Here is a 26,893-nt window from a genome sequence, read left to right on the forward strand (position 1 = left end):
GGAATGCCAGGTCCGAATAACGGGCCGGCACAGACAGAACAAAAAAAAGTAGAGGGAACATCATGCTAGCCCAGTCCGCCTTACCGCAATGCGTCGGTCCATTGGTGATCGTGCTGGTCCTGACCGCAGCAGCCATCGATGCCCAGCAACGTCGCATTCCCAACTGGCTGACCTTCGGGGCGTGGCTGCTCGCGCTGCCTGTACAGATCATCATGCACGGCTGGAGCGCCGGAGCTCTGACCTGGGCAAGTGGCTGGCTCACCGGGTTCGCCCTGTTCCTGCCCCTCTACCTTCTGCGCGGCATGGCAGCCGGCGATGTCAAATTGATGGCCGCGGTGGGTGCCTGGCTGGGCGCGCCGATGGCGTTCGAGATTGCGCTGGCTACCTTCGTGGCCGGTGGGGTGTGGGCGCTGGCACTGACGTTGTGGCGTGGCAGCCTTGGTCAGTTGCGCCACAACCTTGCCTTGATGCTGACGTCGTTCGGTCGGATCAGGCCTGCGCTCACCCAGGACAGCAGTGCCAGCAACGAATCGTCATGGTCGGTCGGGTCGCTGCCCTACGGCGTGGCCATTGCCGCGGGCACGATCAGCGTGCTGTTCGCCTCCGTGTAACGACAGCCATTCGCCATGACTCACCTGAACAAGAAACTGAAATTGGACTTGTAAGGCCGTACCAGCCAATAGACGGGGGGAGCAATGATCGAACACAAAACATCGGGAACTGCGCAGCGGGCACCCACGCCAGGCATCGAAGCCGATAGCCCGGACGATGCCAGGCGCGAACAGATGCATCCGTGGCATCCCGCGCCGAGGACGGTCGCCGACACCGGCATCGACGTCACACTGCTGGTGGGACTATTGATGAAGGCGGCCTACCTGCATCGCAGCGCCATGCTCGCCCAGTTGGCCGACACCCTCAAGTTGCCCGCCATGGTGACCCACGAGATCGCCAGCATCGCGGTGCAAGAGCGCATGCTAGAGGTGGCGCGCCGCGGCACAAGCGACCTTGACGTACGCTTCCGCCTGACCGATGCGGGGTATGCCAGGGCCGCCGAACTGGTTGCGCGCAGCAGCTATGTCGGCGCAGCGCCGGTCACCCTCGACGCGTATCTCGCTGCCGTCCAGCGTCACTCCGTGCGCCAGGCATCGGTATCCAGGGACGATATGACTGCGGCCTTCGGCGACCTGGTCATCCCTTCTCACCTGCTCGACGAGGTGGGCATGGCAGTCAATACCGGCCGGGCGCTGATGCTGTATGGCCCCGCCGGCAGCGGCAAGACTTACCTGGCACAGCGCCTTGGCAAGCTCCTGCCAGGTGCCGTGCCGGTACCGCACGCGATTACCGTCGCCGGCGAGATCATCCAGGTCTTTGACCCGCTCGTGCATGTCCCTTTCGATACCGCCGACGCAGCGCTGCAGCAGCGCTCGACCGATCGCCGCTGGACCATCTGCCACCGCCCCGCCGTATTGTCGGGGGGCGAGTTGACGCTGTCCATGCTGGACCTGCGCTACGACGCCATGTCGGGCTTCTACCAGGCGCCACCGCATATGAAAGCCAACAATGGCATCTACATCGTCGATGACCTTGGGCGCCAACTGGTAGGCGTGAGCGAGTTGCTCAACCGCTGGATTGTGCCCCTGGACCGCGGCGTCGACATGTTCTCGCTGCAGACCGGCGTGCGATTCACGGTGCCGTTCGATGTGTGGCCGGTGTTCTCGACGAACCTGGATCCCCAGCAGCTGGGCGACGAGGCATTCCTGCGGCGGCTCGGCAGCAAGCTCTTCATCGGCCCCTTGTCGAGCGATGACTACCGCGAGGTGTACCTGCGCGCCACCAGCGACGTCGGACTGGAAAGTACCGAAGCGGCATTCGACTTCCTGTTGGAGGGACTGCACTTCCCCAGCAGGACACCGCTCCTGGCCTGCATTCCACGTGACCTGCTTGTGCTGGTGGCGTCCAGCGTGCTCTACCACCGCGGTCCGCCGCAGGTGACGCAGGACGCGCTGCGCGGCGCCTGGAAGTGCTATTTCGGTGCGCAGGCAGTACCCGAATCCACGCGTCCCTGCGGCATGGGGATCGCATGGCAGGCCGCGCCTCAGGCCGCCAGTTGAGTGCAGGCATGCTGTCTAACGAACAACGGTAAGGGGAGTCATCATGAAAAACGCTCGAGCAATTCTGATGCTGTTCATCGCCCTGGTCGCGGGGGTCGCGGCGGTCGTCTCCGCCTCGCGATGGCTGGTGCAACAATCTTCCAGCTCTCTCAAACAGGTCGTAGTGGCAACCGGCGACCTGAATCTCGGACAACCGCTCACCAATGCGCAACTTAGCCTGGTGAGCTGGCCAGCTGGAAGCGTGCCGCCTGGCGCGTTTGAGGACCTCAAATCCCTCGAGGGGCGCGTGGTTCGTACCAGTGTCCAACGCGGAGAGCCGATTCTCGACGCCAAGCTCGCTCCGCTGGGCACCAAAGGTGGACTCTCTGCCGTGATTGGCCAGGGCAGGCGCGCCATCACCGTACGCGTCAATGATGTGGTCGGGGTGGCGGGCTTTGCCCTGCCAGGCAATCACGTCGACGTGATTGTCAACACGAACGAGACCGAGGCCAAGGGCGCGGGCAATGGCAGCATCTCCAAGATCGTGCTGGAAAAAATCCTGGTGCTGGCGGTAGCCCAGCAAGTCAGCCGCGACGACACCCAGCCGAAAGTCGTCAATGCCGTCACGCTCGAAGTCACGCCCGAGCAGGCAGAGAAGCTCGACGTCGCCCGCAGTGTGGGCACCCTGTCGCTCGTCCTGCGCAACCAGGTCGACGTCGCCGCGGTCAGCACCGGTGGCGCCACCAAGATCACATTGCTCGGCACGCCGCCGACGGAACAGCCCGTCAAGGTGGTCACGGTCAATGCGCCGCACGCGCCGGCAAGACCGCGCCCGCTCGTAGCGACACCGGCCAGGCCAGGCCATTGCATCGGTGTGCTGGCCGGCATCCAGGGCAGTGTTGAATGTTTCTGATGGCCAGGGCGGCCGCCCAGCCAGATTCTATTTGGCAACTCTAGGCGCGATGTACAGCCTCTCCGGGGGGAGACACGAAATGAACAACGTCAATACGGAAGTCCTGAGTGGTGCCCGAGCCATTGCGCTCGCGAGCGTCGCGGGTGCAATCTTGTGCGTACCGTTGGGTGCAGCTGCCCAGGTGGCGCTCGAAGCCGGCGCCATCGCCAAATCTACCACCGCGGCGCCTGCCAAGGCGGCCATGGGCGCGCCTGCCGGCGGCCCGGTGCAGATGACCATCAGCATGGCGCCCGCGCCGGCTGCCGCCGTGCCCGCGGACAGCCGTGGGCCGAACTGCACCGGCGCGATCCGCAACGAGAGCAATATCATCGTGCCGGTCGGCAAGTCATCGCTGATCCCCCTGCCAGAGCCGGTACGCAACCGCACGCTCGGCAACCCCAATGTAGTCCAGGCCACCATGGTGTCGCCGCAAACCCTTTACGTGCTTGGCCGCAGCGTCGGCACCACGAACATGATCGTGCAAGGACGCAGTGGCGGCTGCAGCATCATCAACGTGGTGGTCAATGCAGACGCCGGCGGCCTCCAGACCTCGCTGGCGCAACTGATGCCCGGCGAATCGCAGATCCGCGTGCTGACAGCCGCTGACAACCTGGTGCTCTCAGGCAGCGTTTCGAACGCGCAGGCCGCGCAACAGGCCATGGAGATCGCCTATGCGTACGCCGCGGCGGCGCAGGGCGAAGGCAACAAGAAAGGCGGCGTCCTCAACATGCTGTCTGTTGACACGCCACAGCAGGTCATGCTCGAGGTCAAGGTGGCCGAAGTGTCGAAGACGTTGCTGAATCAACTCGGTTCGGCGGTCAACCTCCAGGGCGGCTTCGGCTCCTGGAGCGGTGGCCTGGTGACCTCGCTGCTGAGCGGCGCGTCCGGGGCCATCTTCGCCAACAAGGCGAACAACCGGCCCTTCAACGTGGCCGTCGATGCGCAGAAGAATGACAGTCTGGTGAAGATCCTGGCCGAGCCGAACCTGGTCACCATCAGCGGCCAGGAAGCAAGCTTCCTCGCTGGCGGCAAGATCTATATCCCGGTGGCGCAAAGCAATGCCCTCGGTGGTGCATCCACCATCACCCTGCAACAGGAGGAGTTTGGCGTTGGCCTGAAGTTCACGCCGACCGTACTGGCAAATGGGCACATCAATCTCAGGGTGGCGCCCGAGGTCTCCGAGCTCTCGCCCACCGGCGCCACGGTCAGCGGCAGCAGCCTGACGGGACAGACCATCCTGCCTTTGATCACCACCCGCCGCGCTTCCACCACCGTGCAGATGCGGGACGGAGAGAGCTTTGCCATTGGCGGCCTGCTGCAAAACAGCGCACGCGGCTCGCTAAAGGCATTGCCGGGCGCCGGCGAAGTTCCCGTGCTGGGCACGCTGTTTCGCAGCACGTCTTTCCAGCAGGACCTGACCGAACTGGTGTTCATCATCACCCCGCACCTGGTCCAACCCATGCAAAGCGCATCTTATCCGCTGCCAACCGACAGCTTCTCGACACCGAACCCGCTCGCGCTCTACCTGATGGGCAATATGGAAGGCTCCGGCAAGAAGACTGATGCACCGAGCCCGACGCCCTCGCTGCCTGCCCCGGCAGCTCCCGCGCCGGCAGCGGTCCCGGCAGCGCCCGCTCCGCAGGCACCAAAGGCTCCGCTGAGCATGGTTCCGGCAGCCAAGCCGCTGGATGACGTGCCCGTCATCTCCCCGCCCGCGCCCCGGGCGAGCGCTGCGGGCGTTCCGCCGGCGGACGCTGCCGCGGCGCGCATCGCGCGCATCGAAGCCACCGCGGCACGGCTGGCGCAGGCGCGCGCCGCTACCACTGCCAGCCCCAGCGGCCTGGCGCCGGACAGAGCCCGCCCGGCCGAAACACCGAGCGCCAACTGAGCTGCCGAAGCGTCCGTCCACGAGGAGAACCACCATGAAAGAGAACCTGAAGTACGCGCGCCGCGCCGCCGTCACGCTGGCAGTGCTTGGCAATCTGACCCTGTCCGCCTGCATGACTTCGACGCCAAACTGGGACAAGCATTTTGGCGAGGCCGTTACCACCGTGACGCGCTCCCAGATCATCAATCCCGACGCGCCCGCTGGACTGCCGTCGCTGACGGGCACCGATGGCAAGACCGCCGTGGCCGCAATGACCAACTACGAGCGGTCGCTGATACGCCTGCGCCCCGCCGGCACCGGCGCTGCAGGTGGCATGGATTTCGGTGCGGGGGGCTTCGGCGGCATCGGCATGGCGGGCGGTGCGGGAACGCGCTGAAATCGGTTTGCTCGGGGAGACTCATCATGTCCAAATCAACGCTTCGCAGGACCGCGCTGTCGAGCCATCGCGCCCGGCAGCGCGGGGCGGTAGCGATCATCGTTGCGATCGCGCTGGTCATGCTGGTAGGCTTCCTCGGCCTGGCGCTCGACCTGGGCAAACTCTACGTCGCCAAGAGCGAACTGCAGAACGGCGCGGATGCCTGTGCGCTGGCTGCAGCGCGCGACCTGACGGGAGCGACACCGCTCACCGTCTCGGAAGCGGCGGGAATTACCGCCGGCCTTCGTAACATGGCATTGTTCCAGAGCGAGTCGGTACAGCTTGTCGCTAACCAAAGCGTGACATACAGCGACGCATTGGCCGACCCCTTCCTGGACAAGAACAGCGTCAGCTACCCGCTCGCCAGCATCAAGTACGTCAAATGCTCTGTCAGCCGCGCCGGCATTGCCAATTGGTTCGCCCAGGTGCTCAACTTCCTGCCGGGCGTGAGTATCGGGCCCACAACCGTCGCCTCGTTCGCGGTGGCAACCACCGGCTCTGCTCAGACGACCTGCGCCATCCCCGTCTTTGTCTGCAAACCCAGCACCATCAGCCCGCCACAGTCCCCCTACACCACCGGGCAGTGGCTGGTGACCAAGCTCGACTCCAGCAACAAGGGCACCTACGGAGGTGGCAACTTTGGCTGGGCGGACCTGGGCGGAGGCAACAGTGCCAGCCAGATTGCGAAGCAACTTGACGGCGCGGGACAGTGCAACCTGCCTGCCCAAGGGACATTGATTGGATCTGCCGGCAACAAGGCATCACTGGCGGATGACTGGAACAGCCGCTTCGGCATCGTCAAAGGCTCGAAAGTGCTAGGCGTGACCGACTTTACGGGATTCACATACAACGACACCACCTGGACGGCAAAGAGCAGCGCTTACGACGGCAGCTCCGTGGATACATCGGGCAAGACCCAGCCGAACTTCCTTGCCGCGCGCAAGGCCTATCGTGCCTATCAGGGCGACTCCGTTACCGGGCTGAGCACACAGGGCAATGCCGCCCCCGCAGCTTCGTACCAGAGCGGCGCGGATCGTCGCCTCGTGCTCGCACCGATTGTGGACTGCTCCGGTTTCGCCAACCCCGGCAACCATAGCGCACCGGTAATAAGCTGGGCCTGCCTGCTGATGATCGAGCCCATGCAAACCGGCGGAAACATCGATTCCGTGCGGCTCGAGTACCGGGGCGACTCAAGCGCGCCAGGCAGCCCCTGCGCGACGCAAGGCATCCCTGGCGCAGGTACTGGCGTAGGGCCGCTGGTGCCGGTTCTCGTGCAATAGGAGGAGATCATGAAGACAAGAAAAATGCTCCTGGCGCACCATCGCGGCGTGGCGGCCGTCGAGTTCGGCATTCTCCTGGTCCCCATGCTGCTGATGGTCTGTGGCGTGGCGGAATTCGGGCGCGCCATCTACCAGTTCGACACCCTGACCAAAGGCACGCGCTCCGCGGCCCGCTACCTGTCGCAGTTCTCTCCGCTGGATATCAGCTATCCAACGGGGTCGGCGAAATGCCTGGCCGTCTACGGCAATACGAGCTGCTCGGGCTCAGCGCTCGCGACCGGCCTTACTACATCGATGGTAGTGATCTGCGATAGGGTCGACGCATCAGGCTGCCCCGGCATGTCATTCGCCAACGTGAGCACCTACGACAACAGTACGGGCACTGGCACGCCGGCCGGCACGATCAACCTCGTCACGGTAAAGATCACCGGATATACGTACTCGCCCATCCAGACCTTCATCAATGCAAGCGGATTGACCTTTACCGACATCGCTACCGTCATGAGGCAGGTGCTATGAAAACGCGAACCCTCTTCCGGCCTACGCGGCAGCGCGGCGCGACTGCTGTCGAGTTCGCCTTGATAGCCGGCATCTTCTTCCCCCTGCTGATTGGCATCGTGGAGTTCTCCCGCGTGCTGTTCTACTGGAACACCGCAGCCGAGGCCACACGGCTTGGCGCGCGCATGGCCATCGTCTGCGACGCCGACGACGCGATCATCAAGACCAAGATGCGCTCACTGTTGCCACTGCTCAGCGCCTCCAACATCCAGCTCAACTATCTGCCAACGGGATGCGACTCCGATGCGGTCACCGCGCGGGGCACCTGCCAGAGCGCAACCGTCAGCATATCCAACGTCTCGGTACGCACGTTCATCCCCTTGCTTCCGATCACGCTGACCATGCCACCCTTCACATCCACGCTGTCCCGAGAGAGCATGAACTCGTCAAGCGGTGGATCGGTTTGCAGCTAGATTGCCCGAGATTGGAGAACGCACCATGTTGAAGATCCTGATCGCATCGGAAGATGCCCAAAAACTTGACGAGATTTCCCGCCTGAGCGCAGGGATCGGGAACTTCCAGACCATGTCGCTCCTGGAAGGACCGGCCCGCTTTCCGTTCCATGGCAGCCAGATGCAGCTGGCCGATCTCCTCATCATCGAGCAAACCGTCGTCGGGGCATCGCAGATGCATAGCATCGAAGCCTTGCGCGAGCAGCACCCCGAACTGCCTTGCATTCTTGTCACGCCCAACCCGAGCTCCGACTGCCTGATCAAAGCCCTGCGCGCGGGTGTGCGCGACGTCCTCGCGTGGCCGCTGGACAGGACGCAACTGGCGGAAGCGTTGCGGCGGGTGGAGGCCAGCCATGTGCCCAGGAATCGCGAGTTGGCGCAAGTGATCTCGTTCATTTCATGCAAGGGCGGCGCGGGCACCAGCTTCCTCGCCAGCAATCTCGGGTATGCGCTTGGCGCCCAGTTGGGAAAGCGCGTCCTGGTAATCGACCTGAACCGGCAGTTCGGAGACCTGACCTACCTTGTCAGCGACAAGCCACCGCCCTCCACCCTCCCGGAAATCTGCAGTCAGATCGAGCGGATGGATGCGGCGTTCCTGGATGCCTGCCTGACGCATGTCGAGAGCAATTTCGACATCCTGGCCGGCGCCACCGACCCGATCAAGGCAAGCCAGATTCAGAAAGAGAAACTCGAGTGGATACTCTCAGTGGTCCAGCCGGTCTACGACTTTGTGATCGTGGACATCGGACAGGCGCTCGACCCTCTGTCCATCGGCCTGCTGGATCGCAGCGATCGCATCTGCGTCGTCGTCGAACCGACCATTGCCTTTGCCCGCCCGGGACGCCGCCTGCTTGATATCCTGCGCGCCCTGCACTACTCGGCCGACAAGGTCCACATCTTGCTCAATCGCGAGGGCCGCCGCAATGCGCTGGCCCGCTCGGCCCTGGGCGATGTGTTTGGCATGAAGATCTTCCACGCGCTGCCCGACGATTCCTCGGCTGTCGACGAGGCAATCAGCCACGGAGAGCCGGTCGCAAAATCCCACAAACGCAGCGCCATCGCCAAGGCGATCCTGGCACTGGGTACGCAGTTCGTTGCCGCAACCGGAGCCGAGCGCCGTGCGCAACAAGACAGCGTGTCGCCGTTGCGCAAGCTGATGCTGCGCACGCGCGCAACCTGAGCCACCGAGTTCCTGATTCCCTTACCGGAGATCATCATGTCAATCCGCGATCAACTGTCGAGCCCCAGCCAGCCTGCCTTCATCGCCAATGGCCATGGGGCAATCCAGTTCCCGCCGACTCCGGCGAACTACCGCTCGTTCAAGCGGGCCATCCATGAGACGGTGCTGGACCGTGTGGAGCTGGAACGGCTGGCACGCTTCCCCCAGGAGCAGGTCCGGCAGGAAATCAACATGCTGGTGAGCAGCATCATCGAGGAAGAGAAGATCCTGCTCAATGACGCCGAGCGCAGGCTGCTCACTTCGGAGGTCTACGACGAGATGTTCGGCTTCGGGCCGCTTGAGCCACTGCTGCAAGACCCTACGGTTTCCGACATCCTGGTCAACACGGCGAAACAGACCTTCGTGGAGCGGCGCGGCAAGCTGGAACTCACCGATGTCACGTTCTACGACGATGCACACCTGATGAAAGTCATCGAGAAGATCGTTTCGCGGGTCGGCAGGCGCATTGACGAAACCAGTCCGATGGTGGACGCGCGGCTGCCGGACGGCTCGCGCGTCAATGCGATCATTCCCCCCTCTGCCATCGATGGTCCCTTGCTATCGATCCGGCGGTTCGCCGTCAATCCCCTGCAGGTAGCCAACCTGGTCGAACTCAAGAGCCTCACGCCGCCGATGGCGCAACTCCTGCAAGCGCTAGCGCACGCCAAGGTGAACGTGCTGGTGTCAGGCGGAACCGGCAGCGGCAAGACCACGCTGCTGAACATCCTGTCGGGCTTCATTCCCGAGAGCGAGCGCGTCGTCACCATCGAGGATGCCGCAGAACTCCAGTTGCGCCAGCCGCACGTGCTGCGACTGGAAACGCGGCCACCGAATATCGAAGGCAAGGGTGAGATCACGCAGCGCGCCCTGGTACGCAACGCGCTGCGCATGCGTCCCGACCGCATCATCCTGGGCGAGGTGCGAGGTGGTGAGGCGCTGGACATGCTCAATGCAATGAATACCGGCCATGAGGGTTCGCTGACCACCATCCACGCCAATACACCGCGCGATGCGCTTACGCGTCTGGAGAACATGGTCAGCATGGCCGGCCTCAATCTTCCACCGAAGGCAATCCGGCAACAGATATCCTCGGCAATCACCGTCATTGTGCAGGCGTCACGGCTGACTGACGGGCGCAGGAAGATAGTCAGCATCCAGGAGATCACCGGCATGGAGGGCGAGATCATCAACATGCAGGAGATCTTTACCTTCCAGCGTACCGGTGTAGCCCAGGATGGCACGGTCAACGGGCACTTCCGCGCCACAGGCGTGTACCCGAAGTTTGCCGAACGCCTGCGCGTGTTCGGCGTGGGCTTGCCCGACGAAACCTATGACCCGGCAAAGCGCTTCGACGTCTGAACCGGCCAGCGGCACAGAGAATGCGGGGAGAAGAAAATGAGCTTCATATTTTATGCCTTCATCATCTTGTTGTTCGCTGCGGTGGTGCTTTGCATCGAAGGCGCCTACCTTTGGTGGAACAATTACCACGGCCCGGCGGCGAAGCGGATCGAGGCCAGGCTGCGGTCGCTGTCGGCCGGCGGGCAGGTGAGCGCGGAGACCCTGTCGATCCTGAAGGGGCGCATGCTGAGCAACACGCCGTTGCTGCAGCGCTGGCTGCTGATGCTGCCTCGCGTCGGCGGGCTCGACCGATGGCTCGAGCAATCCGGGAGCACGTGGTCGGTTGCGCAGCTACTCGGATATTGCGGGCTGGTCGCGCTGTGCACGCTGGCGCTCGTGCCGCTGCTGCCCGTGCCACCAGGACTGGTGGTACTGGGCGCGTTACTGGTTGGCTCATTGCCTGTCTGGCATGTCATCGCACTTCGGCATAAACGCCTCAAGCAACTGGAGACGCAATTGCCCGATGCTGTCGACATGATCAGCCGCGCGCTACGTGCGGGGCACTCCTTCTCGGGTGCGCTGGGGATGGTGGGGCAGGAGGTAAAAGACCCGATGGGCCGCGAATTCCGGACTACCTTTGAGGAGATCAATTACGGAGTCGCTCTCGACGAGGCAATGACAAACATGGCAATGCGAGTGCCGATCAACGACTTGCGCTACTTCGTGATCGCGGTACTGATACAGCGCGAGAGCGGCGGCAACCTTGCCGAAATTCTCGACACGATCGGCAACCTGGTGCGTGAACGCCTGAAGCTGTTCGACAAGATCAAGGTGCTCTCGGCAGAGGGGCGCCTATCGGCCTGGATACTGGGCCTGCTCCCGTTCGCCACCGCGGGACTGATTCTCGTGGTGAATCCGGATTTCATGACAGTGCTATGGCAAGACCCGATAGGCCTCAAGATGGTCGGGATGGCGCTGGGAGGAATGACGCTCGGCGTCGTCTGGATGCGCCGGATCATCCGTATCCGGGTCTGAATGTACGCGACCCAGAAGCAGGCAGAATTCTCGATTCCGGAGGCGATCATGCAAGGTGTCCATACAGAGCAGGTCCTGATGCTGGTTCTCATTTTCGTGGCGGCGTTCGGCGCGGTGTTCGGTCTGCTGCTGACATTCACGCCAAGCCGGGCACGCGAGAGGCTGGGGCAGATAGTCGGTACGGCCACGGGAGCCGGCACGGGGCAGGACAATGCCTGGCTCGACAACCTGGTGCGGTGGGCCAGGCCCGTGTCCCGCCTGTCGTTGCCCAAGGAGGGTTGGGAAGGCTCGCAGATGCGCGTGCGCTTCATGAACGCCGGCTGGCGCAGCAGCGCTGCGCCGCATCTCTACTTCGCCGCCAAGACGGTACTGGCCATCGGGCTTCCCATGCTGGCGTTGGTAGCGGTGAGCGGCATGCCGGCGTTCCAGGGGCAGTACAAGACCGTAGCGCTCCTGGCAGTACTAGGTGCGATTGGCTACTACCTGCCCAATGCCGTGCTATCGCGCAAGGTGGATAACCGCAAGCGCGCGGTGTTCGAGGAGTTTCCGGACGTGATTGATCTGCTCACGGTTTGCGTGGAGGCCGGGCTCGGGCTCGACGCGGCGCTGATGCGCGTGGCGGATGAACTTGCGCTGCGCTGCCCGGTGCTGGCCGACGAGCTGCAATTGATGCTGCTGGAACTGCGCTCTGGCTTCGCCAAGGACAAGGCGCTGACCAACCTGGCGCTGCGCACCGGTGTGGATGACGTGGACAAATTCGCATCCATGCTGAACCAGGCCGATCGCTTCGGCACGAGCCTGGGGGAGTCGCTGCGGGTGCTGTCCGACATGCTGCGAACCAAGCGCCGCATGCGTGCTGAGGAACAGGCCGCGAAGATTGCGCTGAAACTACTGTTCCCCTTGATCTTCATGATCTTCCCGACACTGCTGCTGGTGTTGCTTGGACCCGCATTCATCCAGATTTATCGGGTCTTGCTGCCGACCATGTCCGGCCAGTAAGTTAGCTAGCCTCGCCTGACTGGACGTCGCTCCCTCGATTGTCTCCCGGTGCAATGCCAGGGAGCCAGTCTTGCCCGGACTTTGTCCGGGCATTTTTGCTGGTGGCACTAATAGCCAGTATGCCCGCCGGCGGGAGGTGAACGGCGCGACGCGCCCATGACGCTTGACCAGGTCTTCGCTCGCATGAAGAATACAGGCAGGCCCCTTGCCGTCGGCGCGTCGGCATTTCGCATGGAGACCCCATGAAGATCCGCATCCTCAGCGATCTGCACCTCGAACACGACATACCGGCGGCGATACCCGACTGCCCCGCCGACCTGGTGGTGCTGGCCGGCGATATCGCCAATGGCCGTGCCGGCGTCGACTGGGCCGCGCGCACCTTTTCGGGGCCGGTGGTCTATGTGCCGGGCAATCACGAGTACTATGAGAGCGCCTTCGAGCAAGTGGACGCGGCGATGGCGGAGGCCGCCGGGGCGGCGCCGCATGTGCGCGTGCTCAATGACGCGGTGGCTTGTTTCGACAACCTGGCAGGCGAGCCGGTGCGCGTGATCGGCACCACCTGGTGGACCGATTACGCGCTGTTTGGCGCCAACCGGCGCGAGGAGTCGATGCTGGCCTGCGCCGGCGTGATGGTCGACCACCGCCTGATCGAGGTGGCGGATGGCGAGGGCCAGCGGCGCCGCTTCACCACGGCCGACGCGCTGGCGCGGCACGAAGCGGCCAGCGCCTGGCTGGCGGCGCAGCTCGCCACGCCCTTTGCCGGCAAGACGGTGGTGGTGACCCACCATGCGCCGGATCTCGGCAGCCTCGACCCGCGCTTCTCCCACGATCTGGTCTCCGCCGGCTTTATCTCGCGCAGGCCGGATCTGGTCGCGCAGGCCGACCTGTGGGTGCACGGCCATACGCATACCGGCTTCGATTACCGCCTGGAAGATGCGCGCGTGGTGTGCAACCCGCGCGGCTATATCCGCCGCAAGACCGGCGAACTGGAGAACCCGGCCTTCGACTGGTGCTACACGGTGGAGCTGTAAGCCTTTCCCGCGACGGCGCCCCTTCGGCCGGTGCTGTCGCCCCATAAACAAAAACCCCCGCCGGCTCGCGCCAGCGGGGGTTTTTGCTACTACGGGTGATGCGGGTACAGCAGGCTGCCGTTTGGCAGGCCGGCAGATTTACATCATGCCGTCCATGCCGCCCATGCCGCCCATGCCGCCCGGCATTGCCGGAGCCGAGTCATCCTTCGGCAGTTCGGCAACAGCGCAGTCGGTGGTCAGCATCAGCGATGCGACCGAAGCAGCGTTCTGCAGCGCGGTGCGGGTCACCTTGGTCGGGTCCAGCACGCCCATTTCCACCAGGTCACCGTACTCGCCGGTGGCGGCGTTGTAGCCGTAGTTGCCGTTGCCTGCGATAACCTTGGCCACGACGACCGAAGCTTCTTCGCCAGCGTTCAGCACGATCTGGCGCAGCGGCTCTTCCATGGCGCGCAGCACGATCTTGATGCCAGCGTTCTGGTCAGCGTTGTCGCCGGTCAGGTTAGCGATGGCAGCGCGAGCGCGCAGCAGGGCCACACCGCCGCCGGGGACAATGCCTTCTTCCACGGCTGCACGGGTTGCGTGCAGTGCATCTTCCACACGTGCCTTCTTTTCCTTCATTTCGACTTCGGTGGCTGCACCAACCTTGATCACTGCAACGCCGCCAGCCAGCTTGGCCACGCGTTCTTGCAGCTTTTCACGGTCGTAGTCCGAGGTCGCTTCTTCGATCTGGGCACGGATTTGCTTCACGCGTGCTTCGATCGAGGCTGCGTCGCCGTGGCCGTCGATGATGATGGTGTTTTCCTTGCCGATTTCGATGCGCTTGGCTTGACCCAGTTCTTGCAGGGTTGCCTTTTCCAGCGTCAGGCCGATTTCTTCAGCGATCACTGCACCGCCGGTCAGGATGGCGATGTCTTCCAGCATGGCCTTGCGGCGGTCGCCGAAGCCCGGAGCCTTGACAGCAGCGGTCTTCAGGATGCCACGGATGTTGTTCACCACCAGGGTCGCCAGGGCTTCGCCTTCGACGTCTTCAGCGATGATCAGCAGCGGGCGGCCCGACTTTGCCACTTGTTCCAGCACCGGCAGCAGGTCACGGATGTTCGAGATCTTCTTGTCGAACAGCAGGACGAACGGGTTGTCCAGGGCGACAACTTGCTTTTCCGGGTTGTTGATGAAGTACGGCGACAGGTAGCCGCGGTCGAACTGCATGCCTTCCACGACTTCCAGTTCGTCGGCCAGCGACTTGCCGTCTTCCACGGTGATCACGCCTTCCTTGCCAACCTTGTCCATCGCTTCAGCGATCAGCTTGCCGATCACTTCGTCGCTGTTGGCCGAGATCGAGCCAACTTGCGCGATTTCCTTGCTGGTGGTGGTGGTCTTGGTCAGCTTCTTCAGCTCTTCAACCGCGTTCACCACAGCCTTGTCGATGCCGCGCTTCAGGTCCATCGGGTTCATGCCGGCGGCAACGTACTTCATGCCTTCGCGCACGATCGACTGGGCCAGCACGGTTGCGGTGGTGGTACCGTCACCGGCGTTGTCGCTGGTCTTGGAAGCCACTTCCTTGACCATTTGCGCGCCCATGTTCTGCAGCTTGTCCTTCAGCTCGATTTCCTTGGCCACGGACACGCCGTCCTTGGTCACGGTCGGGCCGCCGAAGCTGCGCTCCAGCACCACGTTACGACCCTTCGGGCCCAGGGTAACCTTGACTGCGTTGGCGAGGATGTTCACGCCTTCGACCATCTTGGCACGGGCGGCGTCGCCGAATACTACGTCTTTAGCTGCCATGTTCTGAATCTCCTAAATCTGTACGAATGGGGTGCGTGGATTACTTGTTCACCACAGCCATGATGTCTTCTTCGCGCATGACCAGCAGTTCCTGGCCATCCACCTTCACGGCCTGGCCGGCATACTTGCCGAACAGCACGCGGTCACCCACCTTGACGTCGAGGACGATCGAAGCGCCCTTGTCGTCCTTCTTGCCGGGGCCCACGGCGAGCACTTCACCTTGATCAGGCTTTTCGGCAGCGTTGTCGGGAATCACGATGCCGGAAGCGGTCTTGGTTTCATTGTCCAGACGCTTCACGATCACGCGGTCGTGCAAAGGACGCAGATTCATACGGACTCCTTGGTACAAAAAGTGATTTCAGGTTCACAAAAATGACCGCCAGCACTGACGGCCAGCAGAATTAGTACGCTGGGAGAGGTCTGTTAGCACTCATGCCCAACGAGTGCTAATTATAGGGACGGGGGGTAGCGTTTTCAAGTCAACGACTTGATACGTGTTTACCCTGGAGTCGTGAAAATCGTTATAGGGCCTGGCTGTCGAGGTTCACTGAACCTTGAACTTTGTTCACTTAACGTTGAACTGGCCAGCTGTAAGTGGGATCGGGGAATGAGTTCGCTGATCACGGAGCGCGAAATGAGAAGACACCCCTACATACCCCTATTGCTCGATCTACCCCCGGTTGGAAGAGTGTCAAAAGTTACGCATTTGTTTCACAATGTTACAAAGCCTCGTCGGAGGCGGATGCGAAGCTTTCCTCAAACTCTCGAACTTTCAACCAGACACCCCCCGAAGCAGCGGAGGAGGCACGTAGCCTATGGGTCAGATCCAATCGATAGCCCATCTGATCGACTACCACTCGTATTGGATCCAAGATGACGACGGAGACAGGGTCGTCAACCCGAAATTCACGAGGGAGTGCGGACAAATTCTCGACTTGAAGAATGCAACGGCTCAGGGACACACTCGTGCGGTCGCGCTGTTTGCGCAGCGTGCGGAAGCGATGCTTACTGCTCATTCTGTACCGCCGCAGGATCTACAGGTTCACGTCGTTTTGGTACCATCCTCAACAAGGGGGTCGTGGTGCCCTGGGCTGCTCAGGATTGGGGAATACCTATGCCGCCGCAACAGGAACTTCGTTGACTCGATGAAGGTGCTGGAGCGAACGACTCCAATCCAGAAACTTGCTCGGGGCGGCGACCGCAGCGTTGACGTACACCTTAGATCAATCACAGTCCACAATCCTCTGAGAAGGCTCGCGCAGAAAACGATTCTTCTCTTGGACGACGTTACGACCACAGGGAACTCCCTACACGCCTGCAGCATGCTTCTCGACCAGAGTGGAGCTGCCAGAATCATGCCTCTAGCGATGGGGCGGACGGTATGACAGTAAATCACGCTCTCGCATGCGCCTTTTCCCTCAGCCTCTTACGGGCTGCGCGGCTTTCTGCCGCTGCGACGTCGCGTGTTGCTCTGACCCTGCCCTATGAAAAACTGGACTCGCCGAGCGAGATTCTCGACTGGTACAAGGAACGCTGGCCAAGCCTGCCTTCGGTCTCCCTCGACGAATTCAGGACTGCTTGGGCAATCATTTCCGAGACTCAGCTCAAGGACATCAGCGCGATTTTCATCGGTTCTGACGAATACCCCTCATACCTAAAAGTCATCGAAGATCCGCCGCCGGTTCTCTATATCAAGGGAAACAAGAGTCTCCTCCGTACCGCCCCAGGCGTCTCGGTGGTTGGCACTCGGAAGGCGTCGAATGCTGGGGCGATAATCGCCGAGAGAATTGCGACCTACTTCTCAACGCGGAAATGGACTATCGTCAGCGGACTTGCTCTAGGCATCGACGCTGCGGCGCATCGCGGCGCGCTGCTTGGCAATGGCCCGACAATTGCGGTGCTCGCTCACGGGCTAAAGTCGGCAAGCCCAAAGTCCAACGCCGGGCTTGGTGCGGAGATCCTGGAGGCAGCAGGAGCCTGGGTATCAGAGTATCCAATCGACGTCGCTGCGAGGCCCGAACAATTTGTCCTACGAAATAGGATTCAAATTGGACTTTCCGCAGGATCAATCATCGTAGAAGGCGAGGAGCGAAGCGGCACAATGACACAGGCGGAGTTCTGCTTGCGCAGCGGCCGACATCTATTTGCCGTATTGCCCGAAAAAGCAGAGTCCCTGGGCCTCGTGTCAAAAGGGCCAATGATTCTCATCAACAAGCGTGGAGCTACCCCGTTGCGCTCCCGGGCCGACTATGACGATGCTCTGCGCAGCCTTGAGTTGAAGCGAATCGAAATCTCGAAAAGTGAGGTTAATCGGCCAAACGAGGATGTCTCGTTCTCGGACCAACCTTAACAGGCCACGGCGCGCAATTGCGCACCATCGGACAATAGCACCCGCACAGCTTCGCTGGCTTGCGGCACCATTGGATACTGCCGCGACGACAGGAAGACACATGCCTGTTCCCAAAAGCCGGTCGCCTTTGGGAGAGACTTTATCGGCCAATGTAGGCGGGGGCTCGCGCTCACCGCGCTCCCTCGAAGCCCTCAGGCACATTATTCTCTTTAACCTTGCACAATGCGTTATGAACGGGCTGGATCAACACGCTCGTTGATGCAAGGCCATGCTCCCGCATCGACTCCGAGTGCGACGCTGTCTATTGGCCTTAGTAGCATCAATAATTGCTGTATCACCTTGGGCGTTCGCGTGATTCTCGAACACAAGTGCAATGCCACCCACGATCTAGCACGACGACGCATCGTCTAGAAACGGTGTTCGCTTACGTCTTCGTTCGGTGGGTGCCCATTCGCCGCGCGTATTCTGATCGCTTGACTGCGGCCTGCGCCTTTCTGAACGCAGCGACGCGCTTAACAATTTCCATGAGATCGCTTAAGTTCTTTATCGTTGGCTCGAATGCGAATAGAGGGCAGCCATTATCTTTGTCGACTGGAAAGCCAACGGCGCAGGGCTCATCCACTTTTTCGAGTCTAAAAAATCTACGCTCCTTCTCCTGGTCCATCCCATCGGGCTCAAACCTAAGCCAATATGTCTCAACCTCATCCTTGTCATCGGTGAGCGTTCGTCGGTCAGAAGCCATTATCCGTTTGCAGTCATCGCTGCATAGATCCTGCATTTCCGAGAGAATCTGGTTTATGATCGGCAGCAGCAGTAGTCCCTGCACGTGTTCCGGGATGTGATCGGATTCGCCACGGTTTAGGCAATGGATCAAGAGACGGGTGGTAGCATCGGCAGGCAACAGTTCCAGAACAACCAGGATCAGATATGCGAACGTGCGAATCAGAATTCGCTGGTCGATGCCCGCTCGCGACGACCGGAGGAAAAGATAGCCGACGTTGGCTAGTGCAATGCCCAGCACTTCGACTGCCGCTTCCGGATGGAGCACAGCTCCCCATGGCCTGTGTGTAATATCACCGCTTGCGAACTCATTGGCGATTGATGCAAACAATCCCATCCCAGTGAATTCGACTGCATCGCGCGCTTTCCACAGGTCGGCGAGAGTCTGACGTGGCACAAATTCGAGCTTGTTCCAGAAGCGGCTCTCCATCGCCTGAGCGCGGCCACGCATGCTGAGGGCATCTGAGAAGAGCCGCAGTACAACGTCCGGATGACGCGAAAGATACCGCTCCAGGTGCGCCTGGTCCCAAAGTTGAATTTTCGGGCTCGGATGCTTCTTTTGCCACTCTTTCACCCAATCCCGAGTCGGGTTCGAGTACTGCGTGTTCGTGGCGACTATCAGGCGATCGACCCCGTCATAAGCCAGCGCGTTGTTGACGGCTGCCTTCACCTCGTGTGACTCAACAGTGCCTGTCCGACCCTTGCACTCGATCCACCAGCGCTGCTGCCTGAGTTCGCCCTCGCCATCCCCCTCGAAGAAGTGAGCCTCGAGATCGCGTCCGCCGTCGGCCGCGCCTCCGCCGCCGCCTCCGATTCGCCACTCCAGATCCTTAGCGCCCATCGCGTCCAGAAGCCAATAAACGCACTCTTCCAGGTCCTTGCCCTTCAGTTCCGCGAAAGGAATAGACGCCGGCAAGATCCAATCGTGATCAGTGTTCTCAGGCATATCTACGACTCCAAAAAAATTCGGGCCCGCTCCTAATTCGACCAAGAAGGGTTGCTTGCTTCTTTTGCGGGATCGCACCCCACTCACCCGCCGGCCATCTGAGCCGCGGATCGAGCGACGGGACTCAGGCCAAGCTACTTCCGAGGTCGAGCATGCTCGAGCGCTTCGGCTGCCAGCTACCGTGCAACTCGACCTTCGAAACCATGTGGAACGCCGGCGCTGCGGTCAGCCTCAGGGGGAACCTCATCGGCTGCATTTCTGGCTCGTCAAATATCGCATAGTTGATCCCTGACTCGTCTTGTACCGACTTGAATATGATCCCGTCGAATCCACCGTCAACCTCGAAGTGTAGAAACTCGGCCATTGCCTGCGTCATAATGTAATCGGTCTCCTCCGATCTAACAGGCTGCGCGATAAGTCGATGGAGGTATTTCAGCATGATCAATGCATTTTCGCGCTCGTCATAGTCGCCATGCCAAAGACTCAGTATCTGACGTTCGAGTGGTAAGTCGAACCGCGTGAAATCGAAACACTTCAGTGTCCTAGTGGTTTCGAACAGGCCTACTGCGACTTCATCCCCGATCGAAGGCCGTACCTCCGCAATCGCCGTCCGAACTTCGCACGCTCCGTAAAAGAGTGGCACGCCAGCCGGGTTCATGCGGTTCTGCTTTGCGATGGTCAGGGGAGGTGGCCCGAGCTGGCCCGCAGCGTCCTTCTTGATCGCATTCCGTAATGTGGTTGTATCCGGGCCATCCACTCGCCGTGCTCGATAGATTCTGAAACCGACTGGAAGTGTGTGGACCGCTGCCGGGGTCGGCGTGAATATCGAGCTGTTCCTTGCTTCCAGTGCTACGCCGAATAGCGTAGAGAAGAAATCGCTTGCCCGGTGGTTAAAGTAACGCCGTGAGTGCTTGAACGTAAGCGTCTCGGATAGCCAGCGGTGCTCGGCAAAGAGGCGCTCGTGTCCGTGCTCGTCAAAACTGAGGCGCTTCTGGCTGTAGCGCATGCCCGTCGCAAAGAAGTCGCGTTGTTTTGCCGGGCAAACAGTTCGCAGATACGCAGCGAGTTGATCGCACATGGCGAGGTCGTCGATCGACAGTAGCTGCTGGATTACCTGCGCCAAGGTAAGGCCGTTCCGATAGTCGTGGTATGTATCGTCAAATTCGCTGAATCGTTCACAAATGATCCCTCGTCCCGCTCGTACCAGCTTGTAGAGGGACGCCGCCGCCTTCTCTAGTCCGCATAGGACGCAGCGACGGGTGAATCGGAATGGTATGGTGTTCCGCAGCACGTCGTCCTTGATACAGGCGTCGCACGCGTAGGGATCTTTATCCTCGATCGTCAGTCTCGTCCGCATCATCGCCATTTGGTTCGCAATGTCATGTATATGTTGTTGCGTCGCAACCCCGACCAGGGCCGCGAGGACGCAACAGATTGATGAAATCGTTCAGCCGGTGTTTCGAATTCTAGTGTCTTGCGCCCCCATTCGCTGAACGGCCTCTGCGGCGCGTTGAACTTCAGTGGGATCGTCCCGGCAATAGCACCCTCAGAACAAGCCAGGTTCGCCGTGTATTGTTGCCGCAGCGAAGGGCAAATGATGCTCGAGGCTACCCGTCTGGCGGACTGTTGGTTTCCAATCACAAATGGCTGCGCTCGGTCTTCTGCGTTAAGTTGCCCGATGGTCTTACGATACAACTCTGTTTTGGCGCTGTCTGTACAAGGTGAGTCTTGAAGCGTGACCTTTCCCGTCAAACTTCGGCATTGGTAGATCGTCTGGGCGTGAACGCTCGTCCCGATCGGCATGAGTAACAACGGGATAAGCATCGCAATCCTCCTGCCTCCATTGTTCGGACGCTTGCCTTTGCGCAGCCCCCCTCCGTAGGAGGGGGGGCCGGACTGCTACGCGTAATGTCAGGGCCATCACTGCCGTTCGTGCCCCGTGAGCTCGGGTATCCTGCTCGACGAAAGCCGAACTGGTACTGCCTGGTCGGAAATGGCTGTACTCTATCGTCCCCTAGTGCGAACAGCATCAAGGTGGTGAGCATGCACAGCAGCAACGGACTGGAATCTCCGTTGGTGTGCATTCCTGGCACAGGTATGCCGCACAAGAAAGATGAATCATCTGAAGAACAGGCACGCCTGTTGTATGTGGCCATGACACGCGCCACGCGGCAACTAGTGATGACCAATGGGAAAGCCTGTTCACGTCTCAATCGTTTCGAGGTCAAGTGGAGAAAAATGCAAGTCAAAGTCAACAATCCATACGATGATGTCGCGATGAAACTCTGCATCTATTGTAGGCAATTCAAGAATTCGACAGACTTTACACTTGAACACGTGATTCCACAGTGTCTTGGAGGCGCTTACGCACCAGACAGATACAAGACTCACGATGTGTGCAAGCCGTGCAACAGCAATCTGGGCTTGTTTGTCGACGCCGGGTTCGAAAAGGATTGGTTCGTTACGCACAAGCTCCGCGATATTGCCTATGCGTCGTTCGATCCAGATAGCGACATTGGTCTGCCGCTGATTTGTATGGGGAAAACGGATCTACTTCCTCCAGGGATGGAATCAAACGAAATTTGTGAATCGTGGCTGGGACCATTTGGCGAGCAAGTATATTGGGTCCGACAAAACGACGATCGCTTGTACTGGTATGCAGGAGGAAATCCTAGAACAGCGAAATCGATTCGAACCCGCGCGTACTTCATGTTCAGCGAGCGTTCACACAAAGCTCCATTGCTCACCGTCCGCTCATTCAGAGATGCGTTCTCGGATCGGAAGGTAAAAAAGATCGTTTGCACAAAGATCGAGGGAATTGATCCTGCGTTGATGGGCTTTTCCAGGCCTGATGATCTCGATCAGCAGCGCGTTCAATTCTTCTTGGACAACTGCACGGGAAGCCAACTGCGAAACAATCGCCTCGCGATGTACACAAAGTTCGACGTTCGCTTCGTTTCAAAGCTTGCCATCGGTATCGCTTACTGCCTATTTGGCGAACGCGCGCTGCGCACCGCGTATGCCGAAGAGCTGTACAAAGGCCTTGGGTTGCGACCTGACGACGAGATGCCAGAAATTCACGGCCTAATGAACATGAACCGCGACCGCAACCCGCACTATGACAAGCTCATCGGGGATATTGGCAGTGTCACACTCGCGATCCTGCCGGTTCCTGACGGTGTGGGTATCAACCTAAATCTTGGCGCGTCAATGAACTGGACGATCAAGTGTGCAAGCAGCGAGCATCTGACAGGAGATGATATGGCTTCGATAGGTCACGGTCTCGTCATCGTACTCTCACGGCAGTTGCGGCGAGGGGGAGAGTTCGCGATGCCAGAATACCTTGCTCACAAACTTGGCAATTACTATCATCCGATACTGGACGATATGAGCTCGAATACGAACAGATTTCAAGACTATCTCGCGACTCTATGAGACGGCCCCTTGGTCGGCATAGGGCCTGCCCCCGGGCCTTAGGCCTCGCTCGCGTGGTGAGGATGCGGCTACCGCTGTGGAGTGCGCGCCGCAGCTGACCTTCGTGGCGTTCGTCATTGTCGGCTTTGGCGCCGGGATGGGCGCTGCCATCACAAAAATCTTTGCCGGCGTCATTGCCGGCATGCCAGCATGCCTAAACCTCGTCAAGGCTCCGGGGCCGAGCCCCGTGCGAACCGGGCTTGGTCCCGAAGGCCACTTCCGCTCAGCGATGCTCATCGTGTTCGTTGCTAGTTGGTGCGCACGGACTTTGATAGACCAATCTTTGGTCGGAAGCACAGTGACCATACGCTTCTCGGTCGAAGATTGACACCACGTTGCAGTCAACGTTCCATTAGGCGGGGAACTATCCTTATTGGCGAGCAGCTACGGAACACCGCAGTGAGTTGCGCCTTCCGACGGATCCCTGACCTACCGGACAAAAGCCGCAGCTCGGCCATTTTGATAGTGGAAGCCCGCACATTGACGTCGAGAACGCCTTTGGCTGCGAAAAGAAGAAGCCTTCGCCATCTCGCTCAATAGCGCGGATTTCTGCCGGGGTGACGGGGCGGCGTCCTGGCCGGCAGAAGTCGGCCAGCTCGAGTCAGCCTGCCTCAGATTTTCCGATGACCGAACTGGCCGATAAGCCGTCCTCCGGCCTGCTGGGGAAGGATGGCCGTTTCGGGTCCCGCAACGATGGCTCGGCTGCTGTTCTATGCAATCTGGTCAGCTCAGGGCCCCTTGCAATGAACATAGCTACGACGTAGCTGGTTGAGCAGCTCGCCCCCCCCTTTCGGCTCTCGCATGGCAGATGGACGCTCCGCATACGTCCCATTTGATACGTATCAATAGACGTGTGGCCGCTACCATGCCATAGTGATTTGCGAACGTTTTTTTGGCTGGGTGAAAACGATGAACGGTGGAGACACGAACGCCTACGAAAGTGGCGATAAAGTTGCCGATGACCATGGACCGCGCAAACTCTCTTCATCTCGTCGCGTGTCACCCTCGAGTGTTAGAGCACTACCATCGGCTGACAAGCACAGACTGTCATTGATCCGTGAGACGTTCCTTACCTCAAGAGTAAAGCACCACGGCCGTCAATATCGAGAGGAGATCCAGAGGATCTTTACTCACGCAATCCGATTTTTTGGAGACAGGAGCGTTTTCCGAATCTCTGCCGGCGCGGTCCAACGCTATGTTGAGCACGAATTGTCAGCGGGACATCACGTCGGGAACGTAAGACACAAGCTCTATATCCTGCACGCCGCTGTGCGCCGATATATGCGAGAAAGTTCGCTTCCGTATATAAACCCCTTCGCAGAAGTCAATATTGAGTCCTCGTCGCATGCAGTACGTTCGAGCGCGCCACTCACTTGCAGTGAGGTGGAGCGTCTAAAGGCCTTGGTCGTGCAGAGGGATGATGAAATACGTTGGCTTCTTGCGCTTCTTATCGGGACGGGAGCGCGTGTCAGCGAAATTGCAGGGCTAGCACTTGCAGACATAAGTTTTTCTGGTGAACCTCCCTATATTCAAATACGGGAGCATCCCTGGCGCCGATTAAAGTCAAGACATTGTGTTCGCCCTATACCACTGGTAGGCGTGGCTCTATGGGCTGCGAGCCGAATCATAGAGAACTCGCTCCCCAAACAGATTTACGCCTTCCCTCGCTATATCTTCGGCGGACACCTGACGCGAGCCCCCGCAAAGGCTCTTTGGTTATGGCTACGTAGTCGCGGTATAGAGCATACTTTGCACGCTTTGCGTACTACAGTGATAGATCGATTTCGTGTCGTTGGGTGCCCGCCCGAAATCTACTTCGCCATAGCGGGATTGTATATCCGAATGACGGATACTAAATACGGCGTCGGCTATCCTTTGACGACCCTGCGACACTGGCTAGAGAAGGCTATGGATCTAGAGGGACACAACGCGTTGATCGCACCGTGCGATAGCGGATATAGCCGAGCCCATCCGCCTTACCAGTGTGCGGTGGAAGTCATTAAACTTATCGATTCCTTGCCGCGCCCCGATCTCCAAAACTTAGTGCAAGCTGGTGTTCTGGATCGCGTCGATATACTGCGGGGCATACGACACGCTCGCAGACACCGTTGCATCGCAATGAGCCCCGGTGTCCCAGGGGAAATAACGCGCGTCTATGAAACAACCGGTGTATCGCTGCCGCGTACACCGTACGGTGTCAAATCAAAGAGGCGGCAGCGGCTGGACGATCCGCATTACGACTATCGGAAATTGATGCTGGCGATGCCTCGGCCCAGTGGTTACGCCGCTGGAGGGTACAAATCCGCTTGCTGGGACGTGGCAACTCCTGACGACTATCAGTATGCGCTCGTAACGACCCGTGCCCGTCTAAGGCGGTGATTCGACCATGGCTCGTACGTCGATATTCGGAAGCTTCAAAAAGGTCGATGGCTTCAAAAGAGTCTCGGTGAAGCCCTTTTGTCAGCCAAAGGAATTCCATTCTCTTGCGAAACTCGAACAACTCTATTTAGCGGTAAATTCCGATCCTCGGCACAGGCGCCGATGTGAATTAGTCCGATATGGTTTCAAGCAAGCAAGCGACCACTTCAATGGACAGTGCCTTACGACAATACGTCCCTCTGCGGTGCGTTCTTTCGTGGCGAAGCAAATTGAGAGAGGCCTTAAGACATCCACAGTGCGCGCGATCCTCGACGTATTGTGCGCCGGCGCCTCGCTCTACATTCGTGAGCACGATTTGCTGATAAGAAATCCATTTCTCCGTTTTCCCATACCACGGGAGCACTATGACAGGCGCGTACATACCCCCATTTCCGAAGAGAGGCTGACAGCGTTTCGAACCGCTTGTGTGTTGAAAGACGACCCTGCGCGCTGGTTGCTGGCTCTTATTATTGACACGGGCGCGAGATTAGGTGAAATCTCCGGCCTTGGAATCAGCGACATTGTAGTGGATCATGAGTATCCGCACATCAGGCTGAAAGAGAGGCCCTGGCGTCGATTGAAGACGTTGGCCAGTAGACGGTCTGTTCCGCTCGCGGGAGCAGCACTTTGGGCTGCGCAGCGAGTTATCGATACTGCTGCACCTGAGCAAATACACGCATTCCCCCGCTGTATCAAGAACGGTTACACGAGCAGCAATATGTCAAGCATCCTGAAAGCTTGGCTCGGGCTAAGAGGGATGGACCGGGGTGTTCACGCGTTTCGCCATGCCTACGTGGATAGGCTTCGGGAGGTCGAATGCCCGCCTGGCGTTAGACGTGCACTGCTCGGGTGGACGGATCGTACGATCGAGGAACGCTATGGCTATGGCTATGGACTCGAAACGCTGTCGCGATGGGCAGCGGCCATTGTAGCCAGAGATTTTTATGATCTCGAGTCTCTTCGAGTGCTCCAACGAGAGGACCGTCCGTCAGCGTTCGCATGCGGCCTCGCTTTCGCTAGGATTGTTGAAAAGCTAGGTTCCCCACTCTGGCAAGAGATCGTGGCGGCGAGTAATTCGCCGTTTGACGACTTGCGCCGGGGAATCGCCTATGCGAGGCGCCATGGCCTCGTCACTGTCCTTCGCCCACTCTATGCCAACCATCGCACTAGAACCCGGTATGCTTCGAACACCTACTTCGATGACCATACACCACATCCAGTAGCGTTGCGACGGCCTGGCTACATCGATGTGAAGCGAGGTGAGAGAAGACCGCAACGACCAACACGGTTTCGTATCGCTGAGTGCTTTCCGTCAGTTGAACTCGATTCCATGACGGTGCATGACGCCTTGGCATGCTCGAGATCGCGTGCTTGCTCCGAGCGCTGACCTTCCTATTTGCATCGCAAAGAGTCGATCGACTCGATAGTCACCACTGCGCAGTGCTCTGAGCGCGCGGAACGCCGCTCTAGCCGCCCTCCGCCGAGGGCCGACTATGACATCAGAAACGGGCATGCACGGACAATGAGCGATTGTCGCCTTGAAGTCGAAATCAGGCACCTGAACTCACGGCCTTATTCGCAAGTACGGCTGAGCAGCCTTCCAGTGGGCTGCAATCTTGCCTAATCTGTTCTGATGCTCGATAGCCGTCATGATGCCTATTGTTTGCTCCGAACCCTTGGAGCGCCAGTACGCCTTATCCGACATGTCGAGCTCGTCGGCGAAGCTAGCGACGAGCTTATAGCGTTTCTGCGCTCACGCGGCATTCGTTTCGATGTGCAGCTCGTTGAGTGTGGCATCGCGCTCCACGATGCCGGCACTGTGTGGCGCCCCCCAGGCAGTCGCGGGCGTCCTCGCTTCCACTTGGCCGATGCCTCGCAAGGGATCG

21 protein-coding genes are annotated in these 26,893 nt (G+C 59.9%); 17 read left to right on the forward strand and 4 right to left on the reverse strand.

The window, feature by feature from the left end; all coding sequences use genetic code 11:
• The first annotated feature begins 62 nt into the window (after positions 1 to 62).
• The 13 genes from AC1RQC_RS36010 (at position 63) to AC1RQC_RS36070 (ending at position 13,257) form a co-directional block, all read left to right on the forward strand.
• Complete coding sequence (locus tag AC1RQC_RS36010) at positions 63 to 611, forward strand: A24 family peptidase (RefSeq protein ID WP_492375045.1); 549 nt, start codon at positions 63 to 65, stop codon at positions 609 to 611.
• Positions 612 to 785: 174 nt separating this feature from the next.
• Entirely contained in the window at positions 786 to 2,111 is a 1,326-nt protein-coding gene (locus AC1RQC_RS36015) for a DUF8689 domain-containing protein (protein ID WP_150988571.1), read from the forward strand.
• Positions 2,112 to 2,154: 43 nt separating this feature from the next.
• A complete protein-coding gene (cpaB, locus tag AC1RQC_RS36020; protein WP_492375044.1) occupies positions 2,155 to 3,003 on the forward strand; it encodes a Flp pilus assembly protein CpaB in 849 nt (282 codons plus the stop codon).
• A gap of 79 nt (positions 3,004 to 3,082) precedes the next feature.
• On the forward strand, positions 3,083 to 4,930 hold the full coding sequence (locus AC1RQC_RS36025) for a type II and III secretion system protein family protein (protein WP_492886285.1): 1,848 nt from the start codon (positions 3,083 to 3,085) through the stop codon (positions 4,928 to 4,930).
• A 34-nt stretch (positions 4,931 to 4,964) separates the two neighbouring features.
• On the forward strand, positions 4,965 to 5,306 hold the full coding sequence (locus AC1RQC_RS36030) for a hypothetical protein (protein WP_492375042.1): 342 nt from the start codon (positions 4,965 to 4,967) through the stop codon (positions 5,304 to 5,306).
• A 26-nt stretch (positions 5,307 to 5,332) separates the two neighbouring features.
• The gene (locus AC1RQC_RS36035; protein ID WP_492375041.1) at positions 5,333 to 6,625 is read left to right on the forward strand and encodes a pilus assembly protein TadG-related protein; all 1,293 of its coding nucleotides are present in this window, start codon (positions 5,333 to 5,335) and stop codon (positions 6,623 to 6,625) included.
• A 9-nt stretch (positions 6,626 to 6,634) separates the two neighbouring features.
• The gene (locus AC1RQC_RS36040) at positions 6,635 to 7,144 is read left to right on the forward strand and encodes a TadE/TadG family type IV pilus assembly protein (RefSeq protein ID WP_492375040.1); all 510 of its coding nucleotides are present in this window, start codon (positions 6,635 to 6,637) and stop codon (positions 7,142 to 7,144) included.
• Positions 7,141 to 7,596, forward strand: a complete 456-nt coding sequence (locus tag AC1RQC_RS36045) for a TadE family protein (RefSeq protein ID WP_492375039.1) — start codon at positions 7,141 to 7,143, stop codon at positions 7,594 to 7,596. The genes AC1RQC_RS36040 and AC1RQC_RS36045 overlap by 4 nt, the downstream gene beginning before the upstream one ends.
• A 25-nt stretch (positions 7,597 to 7,621) precedes the next feature.
• Entirely contained in the window at positions 7,622 to 8,815 is a 1,194-nt protein-coding gene (locus AC1RQC_RS36050; RefSeq protein WP_150988489.1) for a CpaE/TadZ family protein, read from the forward strand.
• Between the two features lie 36 nt (positions 8,816 to 8,851).
• Positions 8,852 to 10,213: a TadA family conjugal transfer-associated ATPase gene (locus AC1RQC_RS36055; RefSeq protein WP_150988486.1), complete on the forward strand. Its 1,362-nt coding sequence runs from the start codon at positions 8,852 to 8,854 to the stop codon at positions 10,211 to 10,213.
• 36 nt (positions 10,214 to 10,249) lie between these two features.
• Entirely contained in the window at positions 10,250 to 11,227 is a 978-nt protein-coding gene (locus AC1RQC_RS36060) for a type II secretion system F family protein (RefSeq protein ID WP_416047789.1), read from the forward strand.
• A gap of 78 nt (positions 11,228 to 11,305) precedes the next feature.
• The gene (locus tag AC1RQC_RS36065) at positions 11,306 to 12,226 is read left to right on the forward strand and encodes a type II secretion system F family protein (protein ID WP_416047788.1); all 921 of its coding nucleotides are present in this window, start codon (positions 11,306 to 11,308) and stop codon (positions 12,224 to 12,226) included.
• A 242-nt stretch (positions 12,227 to 12,468) separates the two neighbouring features.
• Positions 12,469 to 13,257: a metallophosphoesterase gene (locus tag AC1RQC_RS36070; RefSeq protein ID WP_492886287.1), complete on the forward strand. Its 789-nt coding sequence runs from the start codon at positions 12,469 to 12,471 to the stop codon at positions 13,255 to 13,257.
• A 138-nt stretch (positions 13,258 to 13,395) separates the two neighbouring features.
• On the opposite strand, the gene groL is transcribed toward AC1RQC_RS36070, so the two are convergent.
• Positions 13,396 to 15,039 carry a chaperonin GroEL gene (gene groL, locus AC1RQC_RS36075; RefSeq protein WP_416047786.1) on the reverse strand — a complete coding sequence of 548 codons (1,644 nt, stop codon included), beginning with the start codon at positions 15,037 to 15,039 and terminating at the stop codon, positions 13,396 to 13,398.
• 40 nt (positions 15,040 to 15,079) lie between these two features.
• Positions 15,080 to 15,370 (reverse strand): co-chaperone GroES, encoded by a 291-nt coding sequence (gene groES, locus AC1RQC_RS36080; RefSeq protein WP_006160236.1) that lies wholly within the window; start codon positions 15,368 to 15,370, stop codon positions 15,080 to 15,082.
• A gap of 1,050 nt (positions 15,371 to 16,420) precedes the next feature.
• Here groES and AC1RQC_RS36085 point away from each other — a divergent pair.
• Positions 16,421 to 17,389 carry a DNA-processing protein DprA gene (locus AC1RQC_RS36085; RefSeq protein WP_492886289.1) on the forward strand — a complete coding sequence of 323 codons (969 nt, stop codon included), beginning with the start codon at positions 16,421 to 16,423 and terminating at the stop codon, positions 17,387 to 17,389.
• Positions 17,390 to 17,813: 424 nt separating this feature from the next.
• On the opposite strand, the gene AC1RQC_RS36090 is transcribed toward AC1RQC_RS36085, so the two are convergent.
• On the reverse strand, positions 17,814 to 19,115 hold the full coding sequence (locus tag AC1RQC_RS36090; RefSeq protein WP_492886291.1) for a restriction endonuclease: 1,302 nt from the start codon (positions 19,113 to 19,115) through the stop codon (positions 17,814 to 17,816).
• Between the two features lie 124 nt (positions 19,116 to 19,239).
• Positions 19,240 to 20,481, reverse strand: a complete 1,242-nt coding sequence (locus tag AC1RQC_RS36095) for an RES family NAD+ phosphorylase (RefSeq protein ID WP_492886293.1) — start codon at positions 20,479 to 20,481, stop codon at positions 19,240 to 19,242.
• Between the two features lie 677 nt (positions 20,482 to 21,158).
• Between AC1RQC_RS36095 and AC1RQC_RS36100 the strand changes: the two genes are divergently transcribed.
• The 3 genes from AC1RQC_RS36100 to AC1RQC_RS36110 all read left to right on the forward strand — a co-directional run bounded on the left by AC1RQC_RS36100 (position 21,159) and on the right by AC1RQC_RS36110 (position 26,394).
• Entirely contained in the window at positions 21,159 to 22,550 is a 1,392-nt protein-coding gene (locus tag AC1RQC_RS36100; RefSeq protein ID WP_492886295.1) for an HNH endonuclease, read from the forward strand.
• A 103-nt stretch (positions 22,551 to 22,653) separates the two neighbouring features.
• Positions 22,654 to 22,917, forward strand: coding sequence for a hypothetical protein (locus AC1RQC_RS36105; protein ID WP_492886297.1), 264 nt, complete (start codon positions 22,654 to 22,656; stop codon positions 22,915 to 22,917).
• Positions 22,918 to 24,975: 2,058 nt separating this feature from the next.
• Positions 24,976 to 26,394: a tyrosine-type recombinase/integrase gene (locus AC1RQC_RS36110; protein ID WP_492886299.1), complete on the forward strand. Its 1,419-nt coding sequence runs from the start codon at positions 24,976 to 24,978 to the stop codon at positions 26,392 to 26,394.
• Positions 26,395 to 26,893: the final 499 nt, after the last annotated feature.

It is taken from the genome of Cupriavidus sp. GW822-FHT03E04, assembly GCF_058801495.1.